General features: G+C 70.4%; 15 protein-coding genes. 9 read left to right on the top strand and 6 right to left on the bottom strand.

Going from position 1 to position 22,965, the window contains the following annotated elements; all coding sequences use genetic code 11:
• Positions 1-62: 62 nt before the first annotated feature.
• Together AB0J87_RS42460 and typA are read right to left on the bottom strand one after the other, a co-directional pair.
• Positions 63-2,576: a hypothetical protein gene (locus tag AB0J87_RS42460; protein ID WP_363975955.1), complete on the bottom strand. Its 2,514-nt coding sequence runs from the start codon at positions 2,574-2,576 to the stop codon at positions 63-65.
• Between the two features lie 184 nt (positions 2,577-2,760).
• Positions 2,761-4,611, bottom strand: a complete 1,851-nt coding sequence (gene typA / locus AB0J87_RS42455) for a translational GTPase TypA (RefSeq protein ID WP_363975952.1) — start codon at positions 4,609-4,611, stop codon at positions 2,761-2,763.
• Positions 4,612-4,920: 309 nt separating this feature from the next.
• On the opposite strand from typA, the gene AB0J87_RS42450 reads away from it, so the two are divergent.
• From AB0J87_RS42450 to AB0J87_RS42430, 5 genes are all read left to right on the top strand, one after another.
• Entirely contained in the window at positions 4,921-5,664 is a 744-nt protein-coding gene (locus AB0J87_RS42450; protein WP_363975949.1) for an AMP-binding protein, read from the top strand.
• Between the two features lie 52 nt (positions 5,665-5,716).
• A complete protein-coding gene (locus AB0J87_RS42445) occupies positions 5,717-8,185 on the top strand; it encodes a LuxR C-terminal-related transcriptional regulator (protein ID WP_363975946.1) in 2,469 nt (822 codons plus the stop codon).
• A 79-nt stretch (positions 8,186-8,264) separates the two neighbouring features.
• Positions 8,265-8,678: an AMP-binding protein gene (locus AB0J87_RS42440; RefSeq protein WP_363975944.1), complete on the top strand. Its 414-nt coding sequence runs from the start codon at positions 8,265-8,267 to the stop codon at positions 8,676-8,678.
• A gap of 54 nt (positions 8,679-8,732) precedes the next feature.
• A complete protein-coding gene (locus AB0J87_RS42435; RefSeq protein ID WP_363975941.1) occupies positions 8,733-11,162 on the top strand; it encodes a LuxR C-terminal-related transcriptional regulator in 2,430 nt (809 codons plus the stop codon).
• Between the two features lie 205 nt (positions 11,163-11,367).
• Positions 11,368-12,036 (top strand): alpha/beta fold hydrolase, encoded by a 669-nt coding sequence (locus tag AB0J87_RS42430; protein WP_363975938.1) that lies wholly within the window; start codon positions 11,368-11,370, stop codon positions 12,034-12,036.
• Between the two features lie 201 nt (positions 12,037-12,237).
• Here the strand turns inward: AB0J87_RS42430 and AB0J87_RS42425 are convergent, their stop codons facing one another.
• Entirely contained in the window at positions 12,238-13,671 is a 1,434-nt protein-coding gene (locus AB0J87_RS42425) for an aldehyde dehydrogenase (protein ID WP_363975935.1), read from the bottom strand.
• 123 nt (positions 13,672-13,794) lie between these two features.
• On the bottom strand, positions 13,795-16,812 hold the full coding sequence (locus tag AB0J87_RS42420; protein WP_363975932.1) for a M14 family zinc carboxypeptidase: 3,018 nt from the start codon (positions 16,810-16,812) through the stop codon (positions 13,795-13,797).
• A 202-nt stretch (positions 16,813-17,014) separates the two neighbouring features.
• On the opposite strand from AB0J87_RS42420, the gene AB0J87_RS42415 reads away from it, so the two are divergent.
• Positions 17,015-17,911, top strand: coding sequence for a hypothetical protein (locus AB0J87_RS42415; protein WP_363975929.1), 897 nt, complete (start codon positions 17,015-17,017; stop codon positions 17,909-17,911).
• Here AB0J87_RS42415 and AB0J87_RS42410 read toward each other — a convergent pair.
• Positions 17,893-19,188, bottom strand: coding sequence for a GH1 family beta-glucosidase (locus tag AB0J87_RS42410; RefSeq protein ID WP_363975927.1), 1,296 nt, complete (start codon positions 19,186-19,188; stop codon positions 17,893-17,895). The genes AB0J87_RS42415 and AB0J87_RS42410 overlap by 19 nt on opposite strands.
• Before the next feature lie 57 nt (positions 19,189-19,245).
• Here AB0J87_RS42410 and AB0J87_RS42405 point away from each other — a divergent pair, with 57 nt between their 5' ends.
• Positions 19,246-19,884, top strand: a complete 639-nt coding sequence (locus tag AB0J87_RS42405) for a TetR family transcriptional regulator (RefSeq protein ID WP_363975924.1) — start codon at positions 19,246-19,248, stop codon at positions 19,882-19,884.
• Between the two features lie 49 nt (positions 19,885-19,933).
• Here AB0J87_RS42405 and AB0J87_RS42400 read toward each other — a convergent pair whose 3' ends face one another.
• Positions 19,934-20,857, bottom strand: a complete 924-nt coding sequence (locus AB0J87_RS42400) for an aldo/keto reductase (RefSeq protein ID WP_363975921.1) — start codon at positions 20,855-20,857, stop codon at positions 19,934-19,936.
• A gap of 152 nt (positions 20,858-21,009) precedes the next feature.
• On the opposite strand from AB0J87_RS42400, the gene AB0J87_RS42395 reads away from it, so the two are divergent.
• Together AB0J87_RS42395 and AB0J87_RS42390 are read left to right on the top strand one after the other, a co-directional pair.
• Complete coding sequence (locus AB0J87_RS42395; protein WP_357743410.1) at positions 21,010-21,369, top strand: MerR family transcriptional regulator; 360 nt, start codon at positions 21,010-21,012, stop codon at positions 21,367-21,369.
• 36 nt (positions 21,370-21,405) lie between these two features.
• Positions 21,406-22,851, top strand: a complete 1,446-nt coding sequence (locus AB0J87_RS42390; RefSeq protein ID WP_363975916.1) for a penicillin-binding transpeptidase domain-containing protein — start codon at positions 21,406-21,408, stop codon at positions 22,849-22,851.
• Positions 22,852-22,965: the final 114 nt, after the last annotated feature.

Genomic DNA, 22,965 nt, shown 5'->3' with positions numbered 1-22,965 from the left:
GCTGTGGCGCACCCCGGCTCACCGGGCGCCGGGCGGCGGGGTGGGGAACCGGAGCCACGTGGTCAGCGGGGGGCGGTGGTGGTGATTTGGTCGCCCTTGAGGATGCGGTCGACGGTTTGGCCGGCCGCGGAGGTGGCGGCGGTGGTGCCGGCCGCTACGACGATGGCCAGGGCGGGGGCCGCCAGGCTGCGGACGCTGCGGAGGTTGCGGACCCGGGCCCACGGTTCCCCGGCCAGGTGCATCAGGCGCCACTCCCAGTACAGCCCCAGCCCGACGCAGACCATGGTCACCTGACCCACCACGATCCCCACCACCTGCACCTTGTCGAAGGCCCCGATGTCCGGCTCCACCAGAGTGGACAGGTAGCCGGACAGCTCCGTCAGCAGGGCCGCGGCGATCAGGTGGAGGGCCTTGGTCATCGGCTGGGTGCCGCGCAGGCGCGGGTAGAAGTAGCCGAACAGGAAGCCGAAGGCCGGCAGCGTGATCAGGTAGCGCGCGTCGAAGATGAAGCTGGTCAGGTCGGCCCCGTCCGGCCACCCGTACACGATCGCGAAAGGCAGGCTCAGCAGCAGGCTCACGGCGAAGGCGTGCACGCCGTTGTGCCAGGGCGTGCAGCCGGCGGCCGTGGCGAAGGCGGTCTCCGGGTGCCGGCCGTGCTGCCGCAGCGCCTCCTCCAGGGCGTCCCGCCGCGCGTCGAAGTCCGTCATCGACATCTCGCCCGAGCCGATGCTGCCGCGTCCGACGCGGTACAGCTCCTGCTCGGCCACCAGCAGCAGCCGCTTGTGCAGGGCGGCCCTGACGAGCCGGCGGTGCTCCTCCTGCGAGGCGGGCTCGGCGAGTACGGGGCGCGGCCCGGAGAGCAGCCAGCGCGCGCTCGCCCAGGCGACGATCGAGGTGATCGCCAGCAGCGGCAGCGGCACGTCGATGTCCGCCAGGGTCGTGCTGCCGCCGGGCGTGATGTACAGCACCATCAGCACGGCGATCATGGTCGACTCGGCGACCGGGTTGTCGATCGCCGCGAGCTCGTCGCCGAGCCGCCGCAGCCGCAGCACCAGCATCAGGAACCCCAGCAGCAGCAGCCCGAGCACCCCGCGGACGAGCGGGGTGAGGACCAGGCTGCCGATCCTGGGTTCGGGTTGCGACACCGCCAGGCTCCACGACCCCGAGTCCAGCCATTCGGTCGGCCAGCCCTGGACCAGCAGGCTCACGATCACCGCGCCGGCCACCGCGCCACGCGTCCACTGCTTGGTGGCCACGGCGATGGCGGCGACCGGGATCATCGCCCAGCTCAGCGCCAGCACGAGCCGGACGCTGTCCGGCGGGTACACCCCGGTCAGCAGCGCCCGCAGCCACAGCGCCAGCGCGAGCAGCCCGATCGCGGCCTCGGCCGACAGCACGGCCAGCCGTACGATCACCGGCCTGACCCCCAGGTCCACGCTGAACGCCACCGCGGACCCCGCCGCGGCCACGGCCGCCACCGCCCCTCCGGCCAGCAGCGTCTGCCCCGGCAGCTGCCCGTGCAGCCACGACCAGGCCAGCATGCCGAGCCCGACCACCACGCCCAGCCCGGTCACGACCAGCAGGTCGCGCGTGTTCCACGGCGGGCTGGTGGGCAGCACCCGTCCCGCGTGCCGCAGCGCGAACGCGGGCACCGCGACGAAGAGGATCACGTACGCGACCGCCGACCAGTCCTCGGCGAACAGCGGGATCAGCAGCGTGGGCGCCGCCAGGACGAGCCCGACGAACAGCTCCCTGTTGGCCAGCCGCGCCCACCACCCGCGCCCGAGCGAGCGCAGCAGGAAGGCGACGAGAGCGATCGCGGTGAGCACGCCGAGCGCGGTGGCCCACGAGAAGTCGTCCTCCACGACCGTGTCGGCGAACCCGAACGAGTCCGGCGCCAGCGTCATGCTCACCGGGTACGCCCCGATGGTGAACTCCAGCCGCTCCTCCTGCTCCCGCTCCGGCGTGATCCCCGCCAGCCGCAGCACCGTCCATTCACCGGGCAGCACGGCGATCGAGCGCGAGGTGACGATCAGCGGGACCGCGCCGGGCGCGGTGAAGTCGAGCTTCAGCAGTTCGTCCGCCTTGACCTGCCGCAGCAGCGTCACGGCGAACCTGGCCGTGGTCCCGGTGGAATCGGAGGTCAGGATCGGCGCCAGGCGCGTCGTTGGCGCCAGCCCGGGCCCGCCCACCTTGATCGCGCCGAACGCTGCGTCGGTGACCTGCTGCAGCGTGCCCGGGAACCCGCTGCCCTGGCGCAGCGCCTCGGTGAGCGGGTCCTTGGGGGCCATCTGGAGCCGGTGTACGACGGTCACCTTGACCTGTCGCTGGCGGGGATCGATCCGCCCCTTGGGCACCGGGTCCAGGTCGCGCTCAGTCGCCCTGGTGAGCGTCACCTCGGTGGTGGCCTTGCGGGCCCAGCCCACGAGAGGGTCGGCGCGGGCGGCGGCCGCCACCCACGGGTTGGGCACCGCCGTGCTCTTGGGCAGCACGGGACCCGCCACCGGTCTGGCTACGACGGTGCACCAAACGATCGCCCCCAACGACACCAGAGCCAGCCCGAACGCAGTTGCCATCCGGAGCGTTCCCACAAATTGGATGATTCTCCGGAATGGCGGAATGTTCTATGTCACGGGGTCACGGTGTGATTACAGCTTTTCACCATGACCCCTTTTCTTGACCGGCGGGCTCATTCATCGCCCATGGCGAAGCCGGAAGCCTTACCGGCCGGGCTTACACCGAAAAAAGCGAAGAAAAAGCTCAGGCGCGCTTGGCGCGGGCCGCGGCGCGACCGCGGATGGCGGCGTCGAGCACGACCTTGCGAATGCGCACGTGCTCCGGAGTGATCTCCACGCACTCGTCCTCGCGGATGAACTCCAGCGCCTGCTCCAGCGAGAGGACGCGCGGCGGGATCACCTTCTCCGTCTCCTCGCTGGTGGAGGAGCGCATGTTGGTGAGCTTCTTCTCCTTGGTGATGTTCACGTCCATGTCGTCGGACCGGGAGTTCTCGCCGATGATCATGCCTTCGTAGACCTCGGTCGTCGGCGAGACGAACAGCGTGCCGCGCTCCTGCAGGTTGAGCATCGCGAACGCGGTCACCGGGCCGGATCTGTCGGCCACCAGGGAACCGTTGTTGCGGGTGCGCAGCTCGCCGAACCAGGGCTCGTACGAGTCGAACACGTGGTGCACCAGGCCGGTGCCGCGCGTCTCGGTGAGGAACTCGGTGCGGAAGCCGATCAGGCCGCGCGCCGGGACCACGAACTCCATCCGGATCCAGCCGGTGCCGTGGTTGGTCATGTGCTCCATGCGGCCCTTGCGCACGGCCAGGAGCTGGGTGACCGCGCCGAGGTATTCCTCGGGGCAGTCGACCGTCAGGCGCTCGACCGGCTCGTGCACCTTGCCGTCGATGGTCTTGGTGACGACCTGCGGCTTGCCGACGGTCAGCTCGTAGCCCTCGCGGCGCATCTGCTCGACCAGGATGGCCAGCGCCAGCTCGCCGCGGCCCTGCACCTCCCAGGCGTCGGGCCGGTCGGTGGGCAGCACGCGCAGCGACACGTTGCCGACCAGCTCCTTCTCGAGGCGGTCCTTCACCATGCGGGCGGTGACCTTGGACCCCTTGACCTTGCCGACCAGGGGCGAGGTGTTGGTGCCGATGGTCATCGAGATGGCCGGCTCGTCCACCGTGATCAGCGGCAGCGGGCGCGGGTCCTCGGGGTCGGCCAGCGTCTCGCCGATCATGATGTCGGGGATGCCGGCGATGGCGATGATGTCGCCGGGGCCCGCCTCCTCGGCCGGCTTGCGCTCCAGGGCCTCGGTCATGAGCAGCTCGGTGATCTTGACGCGCTGGATCGTGCCGTCGGTGCGGCACCAGGCCACCTGCTGGCCCTTGCGCATGACGCCCTGGTGGATGCGGCACAGCGCGATGCGGCCGAGGTAGGAGGAGGCGTCGAGGTTGGTGACGTGGGCCTGGAGCGGCGCGCTCGGGTCGTACGTCGGCGCGGGGATGGTCGACTTGATGATGTCGAACAGCGGCTCGAGGTCCGTCGAGTCGGGCATGCCGCCGTCTTCGGGGCGCTCCATGGAGGCCCGGCCGGCCTTGGCGGAGGCGTAGACGATCGGGAAGTCGATCTGCTCCTCCGTGGCGTCGAGGTCCATGAACAGCTCGTAGACCTCGTCCACGACGTCCTTGATGCGGGCGTCGGGGCGGTCGACCTTGTTGATGCACAGGATGACCGGCATCTTCGCGGCCAGCGCCTTGCGCAGCACGAAGCGGGTCTGCGGCAGCGGCCCCTCGGAGGCGTCGACCAGCAGCACCACGCCGTCGACCATCGACAGGCCGCGCTCGACCTCGCCGCCGAAGTCGGCGTGGCCGGGAGTGTCGATGATGTTGATGGTCATGCCGCCGTGCTTGACCGCGGTGTTCTTCGCGAGAATGGTGATGCCCTTCTCGCGCTCGAGGTCGTTGGAGTCCATGACGCGGTCGTCGACGTCCTGGTTGGCGCGGAAGGCCCCGGACTGCCAGAGCATGGCATCCACAAGCGTGGTCTTGCCATGGTCGACGTGCGCGATGATCGCGATGTTCCGCAGGTCGTCGCGGCTGTTCAAAGGCATGATGACGTCTCGCTCTGTGTCGTGGGGGCGGCCGCGCGAAGTCGCGGCCTTATAAGTCTAGTTGATCCCCTCTGATGACAGGCGCGACTGAGGAGAGGGGCGGTTGTGGATATGGGGTCCCCTGAGAGCAGGCGCGACGCGAGGGGGGCGGGTGCGGATACGGGAGTCCCCCAGGTGGCAGGCGTGACGTGAGGGATCCCCGATGTCAAGCGCGATCCTCGATGTCAAGCTGACGTTAAGCCCTACGTACATAGCCGGTTGCACAATTGTGCGCATGGCAAGCCGGGCCGCCGTCCTTAGATTATCGGCATGACCTGGACAGAGCTGGTTATGGCCGCCGCGCCGACCCAGGGGGACCAACCGGCGGTCAGCGAAGTCAGGACCGGCGAGGTGCTGTCGTACTCCGCTTTCACCAGGCGCGTCACCCGCGCCGCGGCGGGTCTGCAGCGCCAGGGCCTGCGTTTCGGCGACGAGGTGATCGTCGACGTCCCGCTCGGCACGTCGTTGCCCCTGGCGGTCCACTCCGTGGCCTGGGCGGGCGGGGTGGCGGTGCTCGCGGCCTCGGGGACGGCGCGCTTCATGATCACCCAGCGTCGCTACGACCCCGCCGCGGTGAAGGTCGACCGGGTCTTCTCCTTCCAGACCGTGCCGGGGGCGAAGCCGTTCACCGCGCTCATCGGCGACCGCGCCCTCGAGTACGGCCCGCTGGCGGGGCCGGCGCTCACCGTCGACGGCGGGCGGGTGTTCGATCACCACACGCTGGCGAGCGACCTGCGCAGGCTGGCCGGCCGGCTGGTGATCGGCAAGGAGGACGTGGTGATCAGCGCGGTGAGCGAGCCGTTCCGGGGCCTGCGGGTGATCGATCTGGCGATGACGGTGGGGGCGCACGTCGTCATCGCCCACGAGCCGAGCCTGGTGGGCTGCCGCGTGCTGGCCCAGGAGCGCCGGGCCACCATGGTCGTCGCGCCGTACGACCTGGCCAGACGGCTGCTCGGCGACCCCGTCCTGCGTGTCGTCGACGAAAGGGCGATCGTGAGCTCGCTTGGGCTGTGAAAAGTGCGACACTGTGGGAGAGTGTGATCCTTCAGCGACGCAGGGTGACCACATGCCAGAGCCCCCCAGGCACAATCTTCCGGCGGAGCCCAACCGGTTCGTTGGTCGCGAGCGCGATCTCGACGAATTGCGCGGGCTGTTCCGCGAGACGCGCGTGGTCACGTTGTGCGGGGTGGGCGGCATCGGCAAGACCCGCCTGGCCCTGCGGGTCGCGGCCGGGCTGGTGTCGGCGTACCCCGACGGCGTCTGGCTGGTCGAGCTGGCCAGGCTGCGCCACCCCGAGCTGGTCGACCAGGAGATCGGCCGGGTGCTCGGCGTGCGGGAGGAGGCGGGCCGCCGGGTGTTCGGCACCGTCCTCGACCGGCTGCGCGGCCTGCACTGCCTGCTGCTGCTCGACAACTGCGAGCATCTCATCGACAGGTGCGCCGAGGTCGCCGCGGAGCTGATCGCGGCCTGCCCGCGCCTGAGCGTCCTGGCCACGAGCAGGGAGCCGCTGCGCATCGCAGGCGAGCTGATCTGGCGGGTCCCACCGCTCGACCTCCCCGACGAGAGCACTTCCAGGGAGGGCGGCCCCGAGCACGAGCATGAGCATGAGCCCGTGCAGGGTGGTTCCGAGGCGGAGTCCGTGCAGCTCTTCCTGGACCGGGCGACGGCCGCCGGCACCAGGCTGGGTCCGGGCAGCCTGCCCGACGTGGTGCGGCTGTGCCGGGCGCTCGACGGGCTGCCGCTGGCGCTGGAGCTGGCCGCGGCCCGCACGAGCCTGCTCAGCCCCGGCCAGATCGCCGACCGCATCGACGACCGGTTCTCGCTGCTCACCACCGGCGGCCGCACCGCCCCCGCCAGGCAGCGCACGCTGGTCGCGGCCGTCGAGTGGAGCTACGACCTGCTGTCGGCGAAGGAGCAGGTGCTGCTGCGCAGGCTGTCGGTGTTCGCCGGGGACTTCGACCTCGACCTGGCCGAGCAGGTCTGCGCCGAGCGGCCCATCTCGGAGTCGGAGATCGTCGATCTGCTCGGCGGGCTGGTCGACAAGTCCCTCGTGCTGTGCGACGAGAGCCGCAGGCGCTACTGGCTGCTGGAGACCATCAAGCGCTACGCGGTGGGGTGTCTCCAGAAGGCCGGCGAGCGCGAGGTCCTGCGCGAGCGCCACCTGCACGTGGTCTGCGAGCTGCAGGAGCGCCACTTCGCCACCGAGATGGTCGAGCCGGGCGTGCCGTGGGCGCGCCGCCTCGAGGCGCTGACCATGAGCAAGAGCCTCGTCGACGACCAGCGGATGGCGCTCGACTGGTCCGTGGAGTCCGGCAACGTACCGCTGGGCCTGCGCCTCTGCGCAGCCAGCAGCGGGCTGCTGCCGCTCTGCGGAAACCTGACGGAGATCGTCACCTGGATCGAGCGGCTGCTGTCGCTCGACCTGACCGAGGTGCCCGTCGAGCAGATCGCGCAGGCCAGGGGATACCTCGCCTACGGCCTGGAGGCCAGGGACGAGCTGAGCCGCTCCCTGGCGCTGGCCGAGGAGAGCCTGGCCGAGATCACCACCGACAACACGTTCGCGCGCTGCGTCATCCACAGCCTCATCGTCGTGGTGCTGCTGCGCATGGGCAGGCCCGAGGACGCGGTGCACCACGCGGATGAGGGCCTGGCGCTGGCCCTGCGGTCGGGAGACGCGTGGAACCAGGCGGCGGGGCTGGCCGGGCTGTCGGCCGTGGCGCTGACCCGCGGGCGGCTGCGCGAGGCGCAGCGGCACGGCGAGGAGGCGCTCGCGCGGGCCCGCGAGCACGGCCACCGGTGGATCATGGCCAGGACCGCCACCCAGCTCGGCTCGGTGGCAGAGTTCCGCGGCGACCTGGTGACCGCCAAGGCCCATTACGAGATGGTCGTCCCGTGGCTGCGCGAGCTGGGCAGCGACCTCGACCTGTCGCGCGCCCTGGCCAGGGTCGGCAGGGTGACGGCGATGCTGCACGAGTTCGCCGCCGCGCGGGAGTGGCTGGCCGCCAGCCTCGCCCTGGGCCGGGAGACCGGGCAACGCCACGGGGTGGCCCTGTGCCTGGTCGGGCTGTCGATGCTGGCGGAGTGCGAGGGCGACCTGGAGGGCGCCGTGCTGGCCGCGGGCGCGGCGGTCAGGCTGCGCGAGTCGATCGGGCAGAAGTCGCCCACGCTCAGGATCGAGGAGCTGCTCGGCCGGGCCCGCACCAAGCTGGGCGACGGCCGCACCACCTCGATCTGGTCGCGGGGCCGGGCCATGAGCCCCGACGACGCCGCCCGCCACGTGCTGGAGGGCGAGCGCATCGCGCAGAAGGCGCCGGTGGCGACCAAGCCGGTCAGACACTCGCTGCTGACGGCCCGCGAGCAGGAGGTCGCGGGCCTGCTCACGCGAGGGCTGTCCAACCGCGCCATCGCGACGGAGCTGGTGATCAGCCCCGCCACGGTCGCCCGGCACATCGCCAACATCATGGAGAAGCTGGGCTACACGTCGCGGGCCCAGATCGCGGTCTGGGCCGCCGAGCACCCGATCGTCGCGCAGTGAACGTGGCGCGCGGTTCTGCATAGGGATCTGCATATTCCGCCCCATGTATGCATGAGGGGCCCTCCCTACCGTGGGCCACATGGATGAGCACATCGTCATGGTGGACTCGGGCACCGGCCTGAGGCTCACCGAGGAGCAGCTGGACGAGAGGTCTGCAGTCGCGGCCGTCCAGCTGCGGCGCCGAGGTGTGCGCGCGGGTGACGCCGTGCTCATCTGCCTGCCCGTGGGAGCCGACCTGCTGGTGGCGGCCGACGCGGTGATCGCCGCGGGCGGCGTCGCCTGGCCGTTGCCGTGCGACCTCGACGCGGGCGCCTTCAGGGACCGGATCCACGCGAGCGGCGCCCGCGTGATGATCTCCGAGATGCCAAGGGCGCTCGCCGCCGCGGACGAATCACGCGTACGGATCGTGATGAGCGTCGCCGACCTCGGGGTCCTGCATTCATATCCAACCAGTCGCGAACTCTGCACGGAAAGTGACCCCATCAGCCCCTGAACCAGGGGAGACTTGGCATCGGATGTGATCCCCCCGCGACCACCTGGGCCCCACATGATCGCGCAAGTTCCGCACAATCTCCCCGCCGAGCCCAACCGCTTCGTCGGTCGCGTCCGCGACGTGGCCGAGCTGGCGGTGCTCGTCCACGAAGAACGCGTGGTCACGCTCAGCGGCGTGGGCGGCATCGGCAAGACCCGGCTCGGCCTGCGCGTGGCGGCGCAGGAGCTGAGACGCTTCCCCGACGGCGTGTGGCTGGTCGAGCTGGCCCGCATCGGCAACCCCGAGCTGATCGTCAACGAGATGGCCGAGGTGCTCGGCGTACGCGACGAGGTGCCCGGGCGGCTGCTGGACGGCCTGCGCACGCGCCTGCGCACGGCCAGGGCGCTGATCGTGCTGGACAACTGCGAGCACCTGGTCGAGCGCTGCGCCGAGCTGGTGGCCGGTCTGACCGCCGAGTGCCCCGAGCTGCGGTTCCTGCTCACCAGCCGGGAGCCGCTGCGCATCCCGGGCGAGCTGGTCTGGCGGGTGCCGCCGCTGGAGCTGCCCGACGAGCGGCATCCCGAGGCCGAGTCCGTGCTGCTGTTCGTCGAGCGGGCGCTCGCGGCGGGCGCGAGCGGGGTGGCGGGCGTCATGGACGACGTCGTACGCCTGTGCCACGCGCTCGACGGCCTGCCGCTCGCGCTGGAGCTGGCGGCGGCCCGTACGAGCCGGTTGAGCCCCGGGCACATCGCCGACCGCCTGGCCGGTCGCGGCGGCGAGCGGCTCGGCCTGCTCGCGGCCGGCGATCGCACGGCTCCGGCCAGGCAGCGCACGCTCCTGGCCATCGTCGAGTGGAGCCACGAGCTGCTCCCGCCCAAGGAGCGGGTGCTGCTGCGCCGGCTCTCGGTGTTCGCCGGGCCGTTCGACCTCGGCCTGGCCGAGCGGGTCTGCGCCGACGGCGGCATCCTGCGCAGGGCCGAGCTGCCCGGCCTGCTCACCGCCTTGGCCGGGAAGTCGCTGGTGCGCCACCACGCCCCCGGCCGCTACCGCCTGCTGGAGACCATCAAGCAGTACGCCGCCGAGCGCCTGGCCGAGGCCGGCGAGGCCGCGCACCTGCGTGATAGGCACCTGAAGGCGGTCTGCGAGGAGATGGAGCACTGCCACGAGGCCGGCTCGCTCGACCGCAGGATGCCGTGGCAGGATCGCTTCGCCCACTTCACCAGGGGCCGAGCCCTCCTCGACGACTCCAGGAACGCGGTCGACTGGGCGGTGGAGTCGCGGGACCCCGTGCTCGGGCTGCGCCTGGCCCGCGCCGCGATGGCCGTCATGGCCGTCCGGGGCGACCTGGGCGAGAGCGTCGGCTGGCACGAGCGGCTGCTCGCGCTCGACCTGTCCGGGGCCCCTGCCGACCTGGTCGCGGTGGCCAGGTGCGGGCTGGCGTACGGGCTGGAGCTCGCCGACGAGCTGGGCCGGGCGGAAGAGCTGGTCGTGCGGGGGCTCGAGGAGCAGAAGCGGCACCCGTACACCCACTGGCTGGGCATCACGTACGGCGTGGCGCTGACCGTGCTCTTCCGCACCGGGCAGAGCGAGCGGGCGCGGCGTTACGCCGCGGAGCTGGAGACGGCGGCCGGCGCCCACGACGACCTGTTCAACCTGGTCACGGCCAGGATCGCCCAGCTCAACCTGGCGCTCTTCCACGGCCGGCCGGACGAGGCCCGGAGCTACGGCGAGGAGGCGCTCGCGCTGGCCGCGGAGGCCGGGCACCACTGGTCGCTGGCCAGGGCGCTGACCCACCTGGGCGCGGTGGCCGAGGCCGCGGGCGACCTGGAGACCGCCAGGTCACACCACGCCGCCGCGCTGCCGCTGCTGGAGGACCTGGACAACCGGATCGAGCTGGCCCGCTGCCAGGCCCAGATCGGCCGGGTGGCGGCCGGGCTGCACGACCACGCCGCGGCCAGGGGGCACATAGCCGACAGCCTGGCGCTGAGCAGGCAGACGGGCCAGCGCAGGGGGATCGTCCGCGCGCTCATGGCCGTCTCCGCCCTGGCGCAGGCGCGGGAAGACCTGGAGGGGGCGGTGCTCGCGGCCGCGGCCGCCACCGCGCTGCGCGAGTCCATCGGGCAGGTCGGCGCGTCCGGCCGGATCGAGGATCTGCTGGCGCTGGCCCGCGCGCGGCTCGGGGCGGACCCGGTGGAGCTGCTGTGGGCCAGGGGAACGGGGATGCCGCCGGAGGTGGTGGCCGGGCTGGTGCTCGACGGCGATCCCGGGTCGGCCGTGCCGCCGCCGCGCGTGCTCGACCGAGACGGGCTGAGCGAGCGGGAGCGGGAGATCGCCGCCATGCTGGCCCGCGGCCTGAGCAACCGTGGCGTCGCCGAGGCGCTGGTGGTCAGTCCGGCCACCGTGGCCAGGCACGTCGCCATCATCATGGAGAAACTGGGCTTCGACTCGCGGGCGCGGATCGCGGTCTGGGCGGCCGAACACGGGGTGGACGCGGAGCGAACATAAGCTCGTCCCCATGCCCTACGCGCCTCATTTCCCCGTCATGCTCAGGACCGACGACGGGGTACGCCTCAACGCCGCCCACACCCCCTTCGCACGGCGAGGGAGCGCCGTCGCCTGGACTGAGGAGCGTCGGGAGCGTAGCGACCAGAGCGACGAGGGAAGGCGACGGCTCCCCAGCGACCGAGCCCGCCTCCACGGAGTGGAGGCCATGAACACAGGCATTGTCATGGCGCATGGGTTCACCGGGTCGTGGCGAGATCGGACGGCGCGGCGCATCGTGCACGTGCTGAGCGGGTACGGCGGTGTGGTCGCCTTCGACTTCCGCGGCCACGGGCGCTCCGGCGGTGAGACCACGGTGGGCGACCTGGAGATCCTCGACCTGGACGCCGCCGTCCGGCACGCCCGCGTGGCCGGCTACTCCAAGATCGCGGTCGTCGGCTTCTCCATGGGGGCGGCGGTGGCCGTACGGCACGCGGGCCTGCGCGGCGGCGTGGACGCCGTGGTGGCGGTGAGCAGCCCGGCCCGCTGGTACTACCGCGGCACCAAGCCGATGCGGCAGGTCCACTGGGCCATCGAGCGGCCGTTCGGGCGCCTGGCGGCGAGGGTGGTCAAGCGGACGAGGATCGCCCGCGGCGACTGGAACCCGATCCCGATGCCGCCGCACGAGGCCGCCGCGCTCATCTCGCCGACCCCGCTGCTGATCGTGCACGGCGACCAGGACGCGTTCTTCCCGCTCGATCACGCGCACCAGCTCTACGCCGGCGCACGCGAGCCCAAGGAGCTCTGGATCGAGCCCGGGTACGGCCACGCGGAGACCGCCGCGCCCCCCGAACTCATCCGCAGAATCGGCAAGTGGATCTCCTCGAACCTTTTGTGAGTTAAACGCGTCTATCTAGGACGGAAAGAAAGAAACCGCCGGGAGAAAGTCTCTGGGGAAGGAAACCGTCGCCACGGTGACCGTGGGACATACTTCCGGTAGCGGGATCTGTACCTAGCGTTGCGGGGGCGCGCTGGGTGCACGGTCCCGTGGTACGACGAAGGGCCTCGCGGCATGCCGCGAGGCCCTTCTCGCGGAGGGCTAGCCGAGCCGCGCGATCGTCTTGTACTCCAGGTAGCCGCTCAGGCCCTCGGGGCCCAGCTCGCGGCCGATGCCGCTGGCCTTGTAGCCGCCGAAGGGCGCGTTGGTCTCCAGCATGAAGCAGTTGACGCCGTACGTGCCGGTGCGGACCTGGCGGGCCACGTCCATGCCGTGCTCGGCGTCGGCCGTCCACACCGAGCCGGCCAGGCCGTAGTCGCTGTCGTTGGCGATGCGTACGGCGTCCGCCTCGTCCTCGTACGGGATCACGGTCAGGACCGGGCCGAAGATCTCCTCGCGGGCGATGCGCATCTCGTTGGTGACGCCGGAGAAGACGGTGGGGGAGACGTACCAGCCGCGGTCGTAGGGCCGGTCGAGACCGCCGACGACGACCTTGGCGCCCTCGTCCATGCCGATCCTGATGTAGCCCTCCACCCGGTCCTGCTGCCGCTTGGCCACCAGCGGGCCGATGCCGGTCGCCGGGTCGGCGGGGTCGCCGACGGGCTGGGAGTTGACCATGTTCGCGACGGCGTCGACGACCTCGTCGTAGCGGTTGCGCGAGGCCAGGATGCGGGTCTGCGCCACGCAGGCCTGGCCGTTGTTCATGAGCGAGGCGATGGACAGGAAGCCCATGCTGGCGGCCAGGTCGGCGTCGTCCAGGACGATCGCGGCGGACTTGCCGCCCAGCTCCAGGCTGACCCGCTTGAGCTGCTCGCCGCAGATGGCGGCGATGCGCCGGCCGGCCGCCGTCGAGCCGGTGAAGGCCACCTTGTCCACGCCGGGGTGGGAGATCAGGTGCTCGCCGACCTCGCGGCCCGCGGCCACGATGTTGAGCACGCCGGCCGGGATGCCCGCCTCGATCGCCCACTCGGCCAGCAGGTACGCGTCCAGCGGCGTCTCGGGCGCCGGCTTGAGCACGATGGTGCAGCCGGCCAGCAGCGCGGGCGCGACCTTGGTCATCGTGACGAACTGGGGGACGTTCCACGGCACCACGGCCGCCACCACGCCCACCGGCTCCCTGCGCACGGTGATCGGGCCGAACAGCCCCGGCCGCTGCTCCTCCTGCTCGAACGTCTTGCCCAGCTCGGCGTAGTACTGGAGCATGCCCAGCGGCTGGGGCGCCTGCGCGAGGTTCGAGAACGTGATCGGCGAGCCCATCTCCTCCGTGATGAGCTGGGCCATCTCGCCCTGCCGCTCGTTGTAGATCGCGGCCAGCCTGCCGATGACCTCGGCCCGCTCGGCGAACGTCATCCGCGGCCACGGCCCGTGGTCGAACGCCTCCCTGGCGGCCGCGACCGCGCGGTCCATGTCCGCGGCCGTGCCGTCGGGCACCTGGCCGACCACCTCCTCGGTGTGCGGGGAGACGATGTCTATCGTCGCGGTGCCCGCGGGGGCCACCCATTCGCCCCCGATGAACAGCGTGTCGTGCCGGCGCATGTCGTGACCCTCCTGCTTGACCGAATGCTTGCTTGTTTCCGGACTTCCTCAAGGTGACCGAACCATGTTCTGTCCGGACACGCAAGAGGGGTGCGGCACGCTCTGCCGCACCCCTCTCCGGCTCTAACCGAGCAGGTGCTTCATGGATCTCTTGACGAGGTCGGCGCGCTTGGCCGGGTCGGTCACGCTCTCAGCGCCGAAGCCCAGGTAGACGGTGTCCTTGGTGACGATGCCGGCACCCTCCTCGAAGACCTGGTCCGTCCTGAACCAGTTGTTGATCGACGGCGAGGTGCCCTCGGGAGGCGCCCCGACGGCCCAGCCGCCCAGGTCCGACTCGAACGAGGTCTGCTCGGTCGTCACGCCGTCCAGGGTGACCGCGAAGTCGTCCAGGAAGACGCCCGCACCCTGGGTGCTCCAGTCGCTGATGTAGGAGACCGACAGCTCGACCTTCTTGCCCGCGTACGGGGTCAGGTCGATCTTCCACTGCTGCCAGCCGGCCGAGTTGCCGGTGGCGGCGTGCCAGGCGCCGGAGGTGCCGGTGGGCTCGCAGTTGGGGCCCTGGTAGCGCTGGGTGAACGGGTGGATCGCCCGCCAGCCTTCACCGCCGCTGGGCGGGTCGCAGCTGCTGCCGGTCTCCTGGGTGGTGTGCCCGTTGGCGTCCGGGAGCATGGTCCAGTCGTCGCCGCCCGCCGTGTGCGCCTCTACCGCGAGGTAGTCCCAGGTGCTCTCGGTGTCGTACGACGTCCAGAACGTCAGCTCGCCGCTGCTCTTGCCGGTCAGGTCGATCGTCTTGGTCAGCCGCTTCCACGAGACGTCGGCGATGCCGCTGTAGACGTCCCATGCCCCGGAGTGCGGGTCGAACGGGCCGCCCGGGCGTGCCCACTTGACCTGCGCCGAGCTCGCGAACAGCGGGAACTGCTGCGCGGGCAGGATGGCCGAGGTGGCCACGAACGAGTTGGTGTGGCTCGGCTCGATCGTCGCGCCGAAGCCGTCGAACGTGCCGCCGTTGCCCGCCAGCCCGAACGGCTGGCCCGTGTTGTGGTCGGTGCCGGCGTCGTCGAAGAAGACGTACGCGCCCAGCCAGTACTGCTGGAAGTCGTTGAACACCGCGATGCACGGCGGGTCGTCCGGGACCGTGCACTCCGGCTGCGCCGGCTGGTCGGGCTGGTAGTAGTAGGCGCCGTTGTTGTTGGCCGCGAACGACGGGTACTTGCCGGCGTGCAGCAGCTTGCCACCCTCGTTCAGGTAGTCGCGGACCGCCAGTTCGGTGTCCACGCCGCCCTTGGAGGTCGTGCCGCCCACCTGGCCGGGCGACCTCGGGATGATGTCGTCGCCGGTCTCCCACACCACGGCCTTGTAGTGGCTGAGCACGCCCAGCGGGTGCGGGGCCTTGCGGCCCATCTTGTCCATGTCGTACACGTCCGAGGTGTAGCCGGCCGCCGTGAGCGCCGCGGCGTACTCGTCGGCGTACTTGGCCTCGGTCACGCCCTGCGCCGGGCTGAGGCCCGTGACGTCCTCCGTGGCCAGGATCAGCACCTTTCCGCCGATGTCGGTCGCCACGGTGTAGGTGAAGTCGGCGCTCTTCCTGCCGATCGAGGCGAACCAGACCTTCACCTTGTCGCCCGGCCTGGTGCCGGTGATCTTGCCGCGCAGCCGGTGGTAGTAGCGGTCGTAGCCGCTGCCGTACCGCTCGCCGCCCTTCCACTCACCCGTCAGGACGGTCTTGGTACGGCCGCCGTTGACCTGGTAGTTCAGGAAGACCGGGCCGAGCTTGCGCTTGGCGTTGACCTGGACGACCTGGTCCTTGCCGTAGCTGACCTCGAACGGGTCGATCTCGAAGTCCGGGGTCGTGTTGCCCAGGTGGTTCACCGGCTCGACGGGGTTGACCGCGGACCTGGCCACGTCGAGCGCGAACGGCAGGCCCTTCTCGAACTCGCCCTGCACCAGCGCCTCGTCGTCGGGGAAGACGAACCCGCAGCCGTCGCAGCCCTCGTCCAGCTCCGGCGTCCACGACAGCGTGCCGTACTGGCGGTGGGCATGGTCGTTGGTGTCGCCGTTCGTGGTGTAGAGCTCGGCCCCGAGGTCGGGGTCGAAGCCGGGGACGGCCGGTTTGGCGTCGTTGCCGGTGATGGCCTCGTAGATCGGGTTGTCGGGCGTCTCCGTGGCGATCTGGAAGCCGCTCGGGTAGAGCAGCAGCGGGCCGTAGGAGTGGTAGTTGAGCTGCATCTCGAACCCGATGCGCCTGAGCAGGCCGTCCATGGCCCTGGTCTCCGGCTCGCTGGCCGGGCCGGTGCCGCGGTAGGTGTCGCTGCTCGGGATGCTCGACGAGCCTTCCTCGTCGTAGTGGAAGTTCGTCGGGAAGTTCCGGTTCGGGTCGACGCCGTCGCCGACCGTGATCTTGCCGTCGCCGTTGACGTCGCGCAGGTTCTTGCGCCACAGGCGGTTGCCCTCGGTGAACGTGAAGTCGTACCCGTCGGGGTTGGCCACCGGCACGAACCACAGCTCGCTCTTGTTGAGCAGGTCCTTCAGCGCGGCCTTGTTCGCGATCAGGTACTTCAGCAGCCGCATGTCCACCTCAGTGGCGATCCACTCGCGGGCGTGCTGGGTGGCGGAGTAGAGGGTCGAGGGCTTGATGCCGTCGGGCAGCAGCCGGGCGCCCGTGGTGACCTTGACGGCCAGGATGTCCTGGCCCTTCAGCGACTTGCCGATGGACTGGAGCTTGACGATGTCCTTGTTGGCGTTCGCGATGGCCTTGAGCTGGTCGGCGATGCCGCCCGCCTCGGAATAGGACTTCCACACGGTGTAGCCGGAGGCCGCCTGCGCCTTGGCGGCCTCGAGCTGGGTCTGGCCCTGCGGATTGCGTACGGGCTCGGGTTTGTGGCCGAGCTTGCGCAGCGCGTCCAGGTCGGTCTGTGCGGCGGTGAGTTCGATGTGTTCCTGGTCGCCCTTGTTCTGCTGCTGGACGACGTCGAAGCCCTTTTCCCTGAGTGCCTGCGCGGTGCCCGGGGCGCTGTCGAGCTGGTAGAGCTCGATGCGGTCGCGGGGCGGTAGCGGGTCCACGGACGCCTGCGCGGTCGTGGCCACGATGGACGTGCCTAAGCCGAGGATGACGGCGGTGGCGAGGGTCAATGTTCGAGACACGATCTGCCCCTTCGCAGAGACGAGTTCGATCGCCATCTCAGACCGTTGGAGCGATCTATACAAGACCCAATCTTTAGGTTCGCCTTAAGTCGGACAAATCACCATAAATGTCACCAATGGTGCGGCAGTTCGGCCGTTCGGGTGACAGGAATCAAGATCATCTTCTATAGTTTCGGACCGTCTATGAGGGGAGGGGGCGGGTGTGAGAATCGGGCGGATCGCCGTTCTTGTCGCCGTCCTCGCCGGGCTGCTCAGCCTTCCCGCGCCATCCCCAGCCGCGGCCGAGCCCAGCCCTGGTGACCTGCGCAAACTCACCAAACAGGCCGAGCTGCTCGAAAAGCGCTACCGAGGCCAGATCCAGAGCCTGGAGGAGATCAAGCTCCAGGTGAAACGGGCGACCACCACTTCCGGCACCCTTCAGGCCCAGCTGAAGGACGCGCAGGCGGCCGTGGCCGACATCGCGCAGACCGCGTACATGGTGGGGCCCCTCGACACCTTCCGGCTCCTCACCCCCAACGCCGACCCGACCATGATCCTGGGGCAGGCGGCCAACATGAACTACATGGCCGACGAGCGCACCAGGCGCGTCCAGGGCGTCCAGAAGCTGATCGACAAGTCCAAAGAGGCGAAGATCGCCGCCAACGACAGGATCGAGAAGCTGCGCAAGGAGATCAAGAACCTCCAGAGCAAGCAGCGCGACATCGACAAGCTGCTCGCCAAGTACGGCTTCCAGCAGCCCGGCGGCGCCGAGGGCCTGACCCAGCGCATGATCGACGTGCGGGCCGACATCATGCGGAACTTCCCCATGAAGTACGGCGTGGGCTGCCTGCGCCCCGGCGACCCCGGCGAGCACGGCAAGGGCCGGGCCTGCGACTTCATGATGTCGCGTGGCGGCACCATGGCCGGCGGGTCCGACGAGGCGCGCGGCGACGCCCTGGCCGACTACCTGATCAAGAACGGCGCCCGGATCGGCGTCATGTACATCATCTGGAAGCAGCGCTACTACGACATCCGGTCAGGCGGCGGCTGGGACCCGATGTCGGACCGCGGCGGGGTCACGGCCAACCACTACGACCACGTTCACGTGTCGGTGTTCTGAGCCCGGAGCTGCTCCCGCAGCCAGCGGTAGGAGGCCTTCGGGGTGCGGTGCTGGGTCTCGAAGTCCACGTGTACGAGGCCGAAGCGCTGGTGGTAGCCCTCGGCCCACTCGAAGTTGTCCAGCAGGGACCAGACGAAGTAGCCCCGTACGTCCACGCCCTCGGCCATGGCCCGGCGCATCGCCGCGATGTGGCCCTCCAGGAACTCGATGCGGGAGTGGTCCTCGAGCGTGTCGTCGGTCGAGCAGCCGTTCTCCGTGATGTGGATGGGCGGGAGCGCGCTGCCGTACCTGGACTTGAGGCCGGTCAGGAGCTCGCGCAGGCCGTCGGGGACGACCGGCCAGCCGAACGCGGTGGTGGGGTAGCCGGTGATGCCCGCGTCCGCGAACGGGAGGCCGTCGTCGGTGGGGGCGGCGATGCGGGTGGGGTTGTAGTAGTTGATGCCCAGGCCGTCCAGCGGGGCGGCGATGATGTCGAGGTCGCCGTCCCGGATGAAGTCGACGGTCGGGGTGTACGCCGACAGGTCCGGATATTTGCCGAGAAGTATGGGGTCGTTGAAGAGGCGGTTGTGGAGGATGTCGTAGGCCTCCGCCGCCTTCAGGTCGGCTTCTTCCTGGGACGCGGGCCAGACCGGGGTGCAGTTGTTGGTGATGGCCACCTGGCGGGCACCGGCCGCCCGCAGGGCCTGCACGGCCAGGCCGTGGGCCAGGAGCTGGTGGTGGGCGGCGGGGAGCGCGTCCGTGAGGAGGGCCTGGCCCGGGGCGTGGATGCCCATGGCGTACCCGTAGGCCATGTGGACGAACGGCTCGTTCAGGGTGATCCAGAGGGGGACGCGGTCGGCCAGGCGGGCTGCGACGGTGGCGGCGTATTCGGCGAAATTTCCCGAAATATCGCGGTTAATCCACCCGCCGCGATCTTGCAGCGCCTGCGGCAGATCCCAGTGGAACAGCGTCGGCACCGGCTGGATGCCCTTCTCCAGCAGCGCGTCCACCAGCCGCTCGTAGAAGTCGAGCCCTGCCGCGTTGACCTCGCCGTCCCCCTGCGGCTGGACGCGCGGCCAGGCTATGGAGAAGCGGTAGGCGTTCACCCCGAGCCCGGACATGAGCTCGACGTCCTCGCGCCACCGGTGATAGTGGTCGCACGCGACCTCCCCGGTATGCCCGTCCCTGGTGCGGCCCGGCTCGTGGGCGAAGGTGTCCCAGACGGAGACGCCCCTGCCGTCCTCCTTGACCGCGCCCTCGATCTGGTACGCCGCAGTGGCCGTCCCCCACAGGAACATCCCGGGCTCCTTTCGTCTATGGGAACTTTAATGTCAGTAATAGGTCAGGATGGGGTCATGACGAGTACCTTGCGCCGTCGTCCCGCCCAGCGCCGGAGCGTGGAGCGGGTGGAGCGGATGCTCGACGAGTGCGCGCTCCTGCTCGATGAGGTCGGCTACGACGCGATGACCACCAAAGAGGTCGCCCGCCGCGCCGAAGTTCCGATCGGCACCTTCTACCAGTTCTTCCACGACAAGCAGGGGTTGGTGCGGGCGCTGGCGCGGCGCAACCTCGAGGCGTTCCTCGCCCGTGTCACCGACCGCATCCCCAAGGCCGACCTCGGGCACTGGACGGACCTGGTGGACCTGGCCATCGACGAGTTCGTCGCCATGAAGCGCACCACGCCGGGGTTCGCGGTGCTGGACTTCGGCGAGGTCCTCCTCGGCCCTGGCGGCCCGGCGGTCGGCGGGAGCAAGACGGCGCTGGACGGGACGCAGGAGAACAACGTGGTGGTGGCCGACCGGCTGCGCACCCTCACCCTCGAACTCCTGGACGCACCCGTGGGGCCGGGGCTGGATCGCGCGCTGCTGGTGGCGGTGGAGGCGACGGACGCGGTGCTCAAGCTGGCGTTCCGCGTGGATCCGTGCGGGGATGCGGTGCTGGTCGCCGAATGCAAACACCTCGTCCGCCGCTACCTGTCCGACCACCTCGCCTGACCGGCCGCCGGGCCGCACGCCGCGAGGCTCGCCCTTCCGGCGCCGGGGGTCAGACGGTGGTGTCGAGGCGGGTGCGGAGGTCCGTGTCGAGCTTGAGGTCGGTGGCGGCGATGGCCTCCTCCAGCTGGGCCCGCGTCGAGACGCCCACGATCGGGACCACGCCGTCGGCCAGCAGCCACGCCAGCACCACCTGGTTGACCGTGGCACCCAGCTCGTCCGCGACCTCCCGCAGCACCGCGAGCCGCCGCGTGGTCCCCGAGTGGTCGTAGATCTCGGGAATGGGCCGGTCGGCGCGGGTGTAGCTGCCGAACATCAGCGTGTTGTACGCCCACAACGTCACCTCAGGCTCGGCGGCCAGGTAGTCGAGGGTCTCGTCCGTGGCGAGCCGGTGCCCGGACTCCGCCAGCTTGGCGAGCGGGCGCGGTCGCAGGTAGGTGTGGCGGAGCTGGAGGTAGGTGTAGGGGATCCAGCCGTGGGCGGCCGAGATGTTCCTGGCCCGTTCGAGGCGCCAGGTCGCGATGTTGCTCGCGCCCGCACTGCGGATCTTGCCTGCCTGGGCGAGCTCGTCCATCGCCCCCAGAGTCTCCTCCAGCGGGACGGATCGGTCTTCGATGTGCGACCAGTACAGGTCGATGTGGTCCACGCCGAGGCGCCGCAGGCTGCCCTCGGCGGCCCTGGCGACGGTGGGGGCGGACAGGCCCTCGGCGGAGGCCAGGGTGGTGTCGCCGGGGACCGTGGGGCGGGCGCCGCCCTTCGTGCTGATGAAGATCTCGTCGCGGTTGCCGCGGGCGGCCAGCCACGCGCCGATGGCCAGCTCGCTCTCATCGCCCGACCGGCCCTCCACCCAGAACGGGTAGTTGTTGGCCGTGTCGAGCATCGTGCCGCCGGCCTCGTGGAACCGGTCCAGGATGGCGAACGTGTCCTCCAGGTCGACGGTCGTGCCGAACGAAATCGTGCCGAGTGCGATGTTCATGGGCCCGACTTTGGGAGCTGGAGCGCACTCCATGTCAAGCCGATTGACCTGGAGCGCGCTCCAGGTGGGATCCTGGTTAACGTGAGCGAGCAGAGCGAGCGAACCATCGAACACAGCAGCGGCACGCTCATGCGACCGACGAAGGAGGGCGCATGAGCGTCTACACGCCGGCGGAAGTTGTCGAGGAGACCGGCTTCAGCATCGACACCCTGCGCTACTACGAGAAGATCGGCCTGCTGGAGCGCGTCGGGCGCAACGCGGCCGGGCAGCGCAGGTTCAGCCAGGAGGACGTCGGCTGGCTCGGCACGCTTCGCTGCCTGCGTGACACGGGCATGCCCATCGCCAAGATGCTCCGCTTCGCCGAGCTCGTACGCGCCGGAGACCACACGATCCCCGACCGGATCAGGCTGCTGGAAGAGCACGACCGGCAGGTCAGGGAGCAGATCGACAAGCTGGCCGAGCGGCAGAGGTACATCCACAACAAGATTGGCTACTACCGAAGCCAGCTCTAGCCCTGTCTTTGCGGTCCGGCTGTTAAACCAAGATCCATGGCCGGATCGAGGGCGGAGCGGATCGACGAGCCGCTGCGCCGTGTCGCCAGGTTGTGCGCGGCGATGCTGTTCGTGGTGCTGGCGCATGTGACGGTCGTCCAGGCGTTCGGTTCGCGGGAGCTCAACGCCGACCACAGGAACGTACGGCCGCTGATCGCCAGGTTCGACCATCCGCGCGGCGACATCCTCACCTACGAGGGCACCCCGATCGCCGTGAGCCGCCCGACCGGCGGCGGCCCGTACCTCTACCGGCGGGTCTACCAGGACGGGGAGCTGTACGCGGCCGTCACCGGTCACATGTCGCTCTACCGCTCCACCGGGATCGAGCAGGCGCGGGACGAGGTGCTGTCCGGGGAGGACCCGAAGGTCAAGGTGCGCTCGCTGGTCAGGGAGGGCGTCGTGCAGGGGGCCGACGTCCGGCTGACGATCAGTGAACGGGTGCAGCGGGCCGCGTACCAGGAGCTCAAGGGGATGGGACTCCCGGGAGCGGTGGTGGCCGTCAACCCGGCGACGGGGGCGATCCTGGCGCTGGCCACCTATCCGACCTACGACCCGAACAGCCTCACCACCTTCGACGCCGGCCGGCTCCTGGAGACCGCGCGCCTGCTCCGGCAGGATCCGTCGCGGCCCCTGCTGAACCGGGCGCTGAACCGCCTGTATCCGCCCGGATCCACCTTCAAGCTGGTGACGGCGGCCGCGGCGCTGGCGTCCGGGGAGTACACCCCGACCTCGCTGGTGAACGCGCCCGCACGGCTGCGGCTGCCCGGGACGCCGACGATCCTGCAGAACGCGGGCGGCGGCGGGTGCGGGAAGCAGCGGCCGACGCTCACGGACGCGTTCCACGTGTCCTGCAACACCGCTTTCGCCGGCATCGGGCTGCAGCTCGGGCAGGACCTGCTCAGGGACCAGGCGGAGGCGTTCGGCTTCAACGCGCCGAACCTGACGATCCCGCTCGTCGCCACGGCCAGCCGCTATCCGCTGTCCATGGACCGGGCGCAGACCGCCCTGTCGGCCATCGGGCACCACGACAGCCGGGTGACGCCGCTGATGGTCGCCATGCTGTCTGCCGCCGTGGCCAACAACGGGACCTTGATGCGGCCGTACCTGGTGGAGGAGACACGGCTGGCGGACGGCTCGGTCATCGACCGCGCCGACCCCTCGGTCTACCGCAAGGCGTTGTCGCCGGCGCTGGCCAAGAGCCTGGCGACGATGATGACGATGGCGCCGCGCACCGGGAAGTCGGCGGCGGCCGGCCCCAGGAAGGGCGCCGAGGCCGTCCTGTCGGAGATCATCCCGGGGACGGACGACCACGCGCTCGTCACCGCCTTCGCGCCCGCGGACGCGCCCGAGGTGGCGGTGGGGGTCGTGCTGGAGCGCCCCGGGGCGCGGGCCGACGCGGTGACCTCGATCGCCCGCACGGTCATCGCGGCCGCCCTGCAGTGAGGGTCAGCGGTAGGCGGTGGCCTGGAGGGTGTAGAGGTCGGCGTAGAGGCCGTTGAGGGACATCAGGGTGTGGTGGTCGCCCTGTTCGGTGATCTTGCCGTGGTCGAGGACGTA

This window comes from Nonomuraea sp. NPDC049625 (assembly GCF_040675285.1).
GTDB lineage: Bacteria > Actinomycetota > Actinomycetes > Streptosporangiales > Streptosporangiaceae > Nonomuraea > Nonomuraea angiospora_A.
This window is presented reverse-complemented; position numbering and strand designations above follow the sequence as displayed.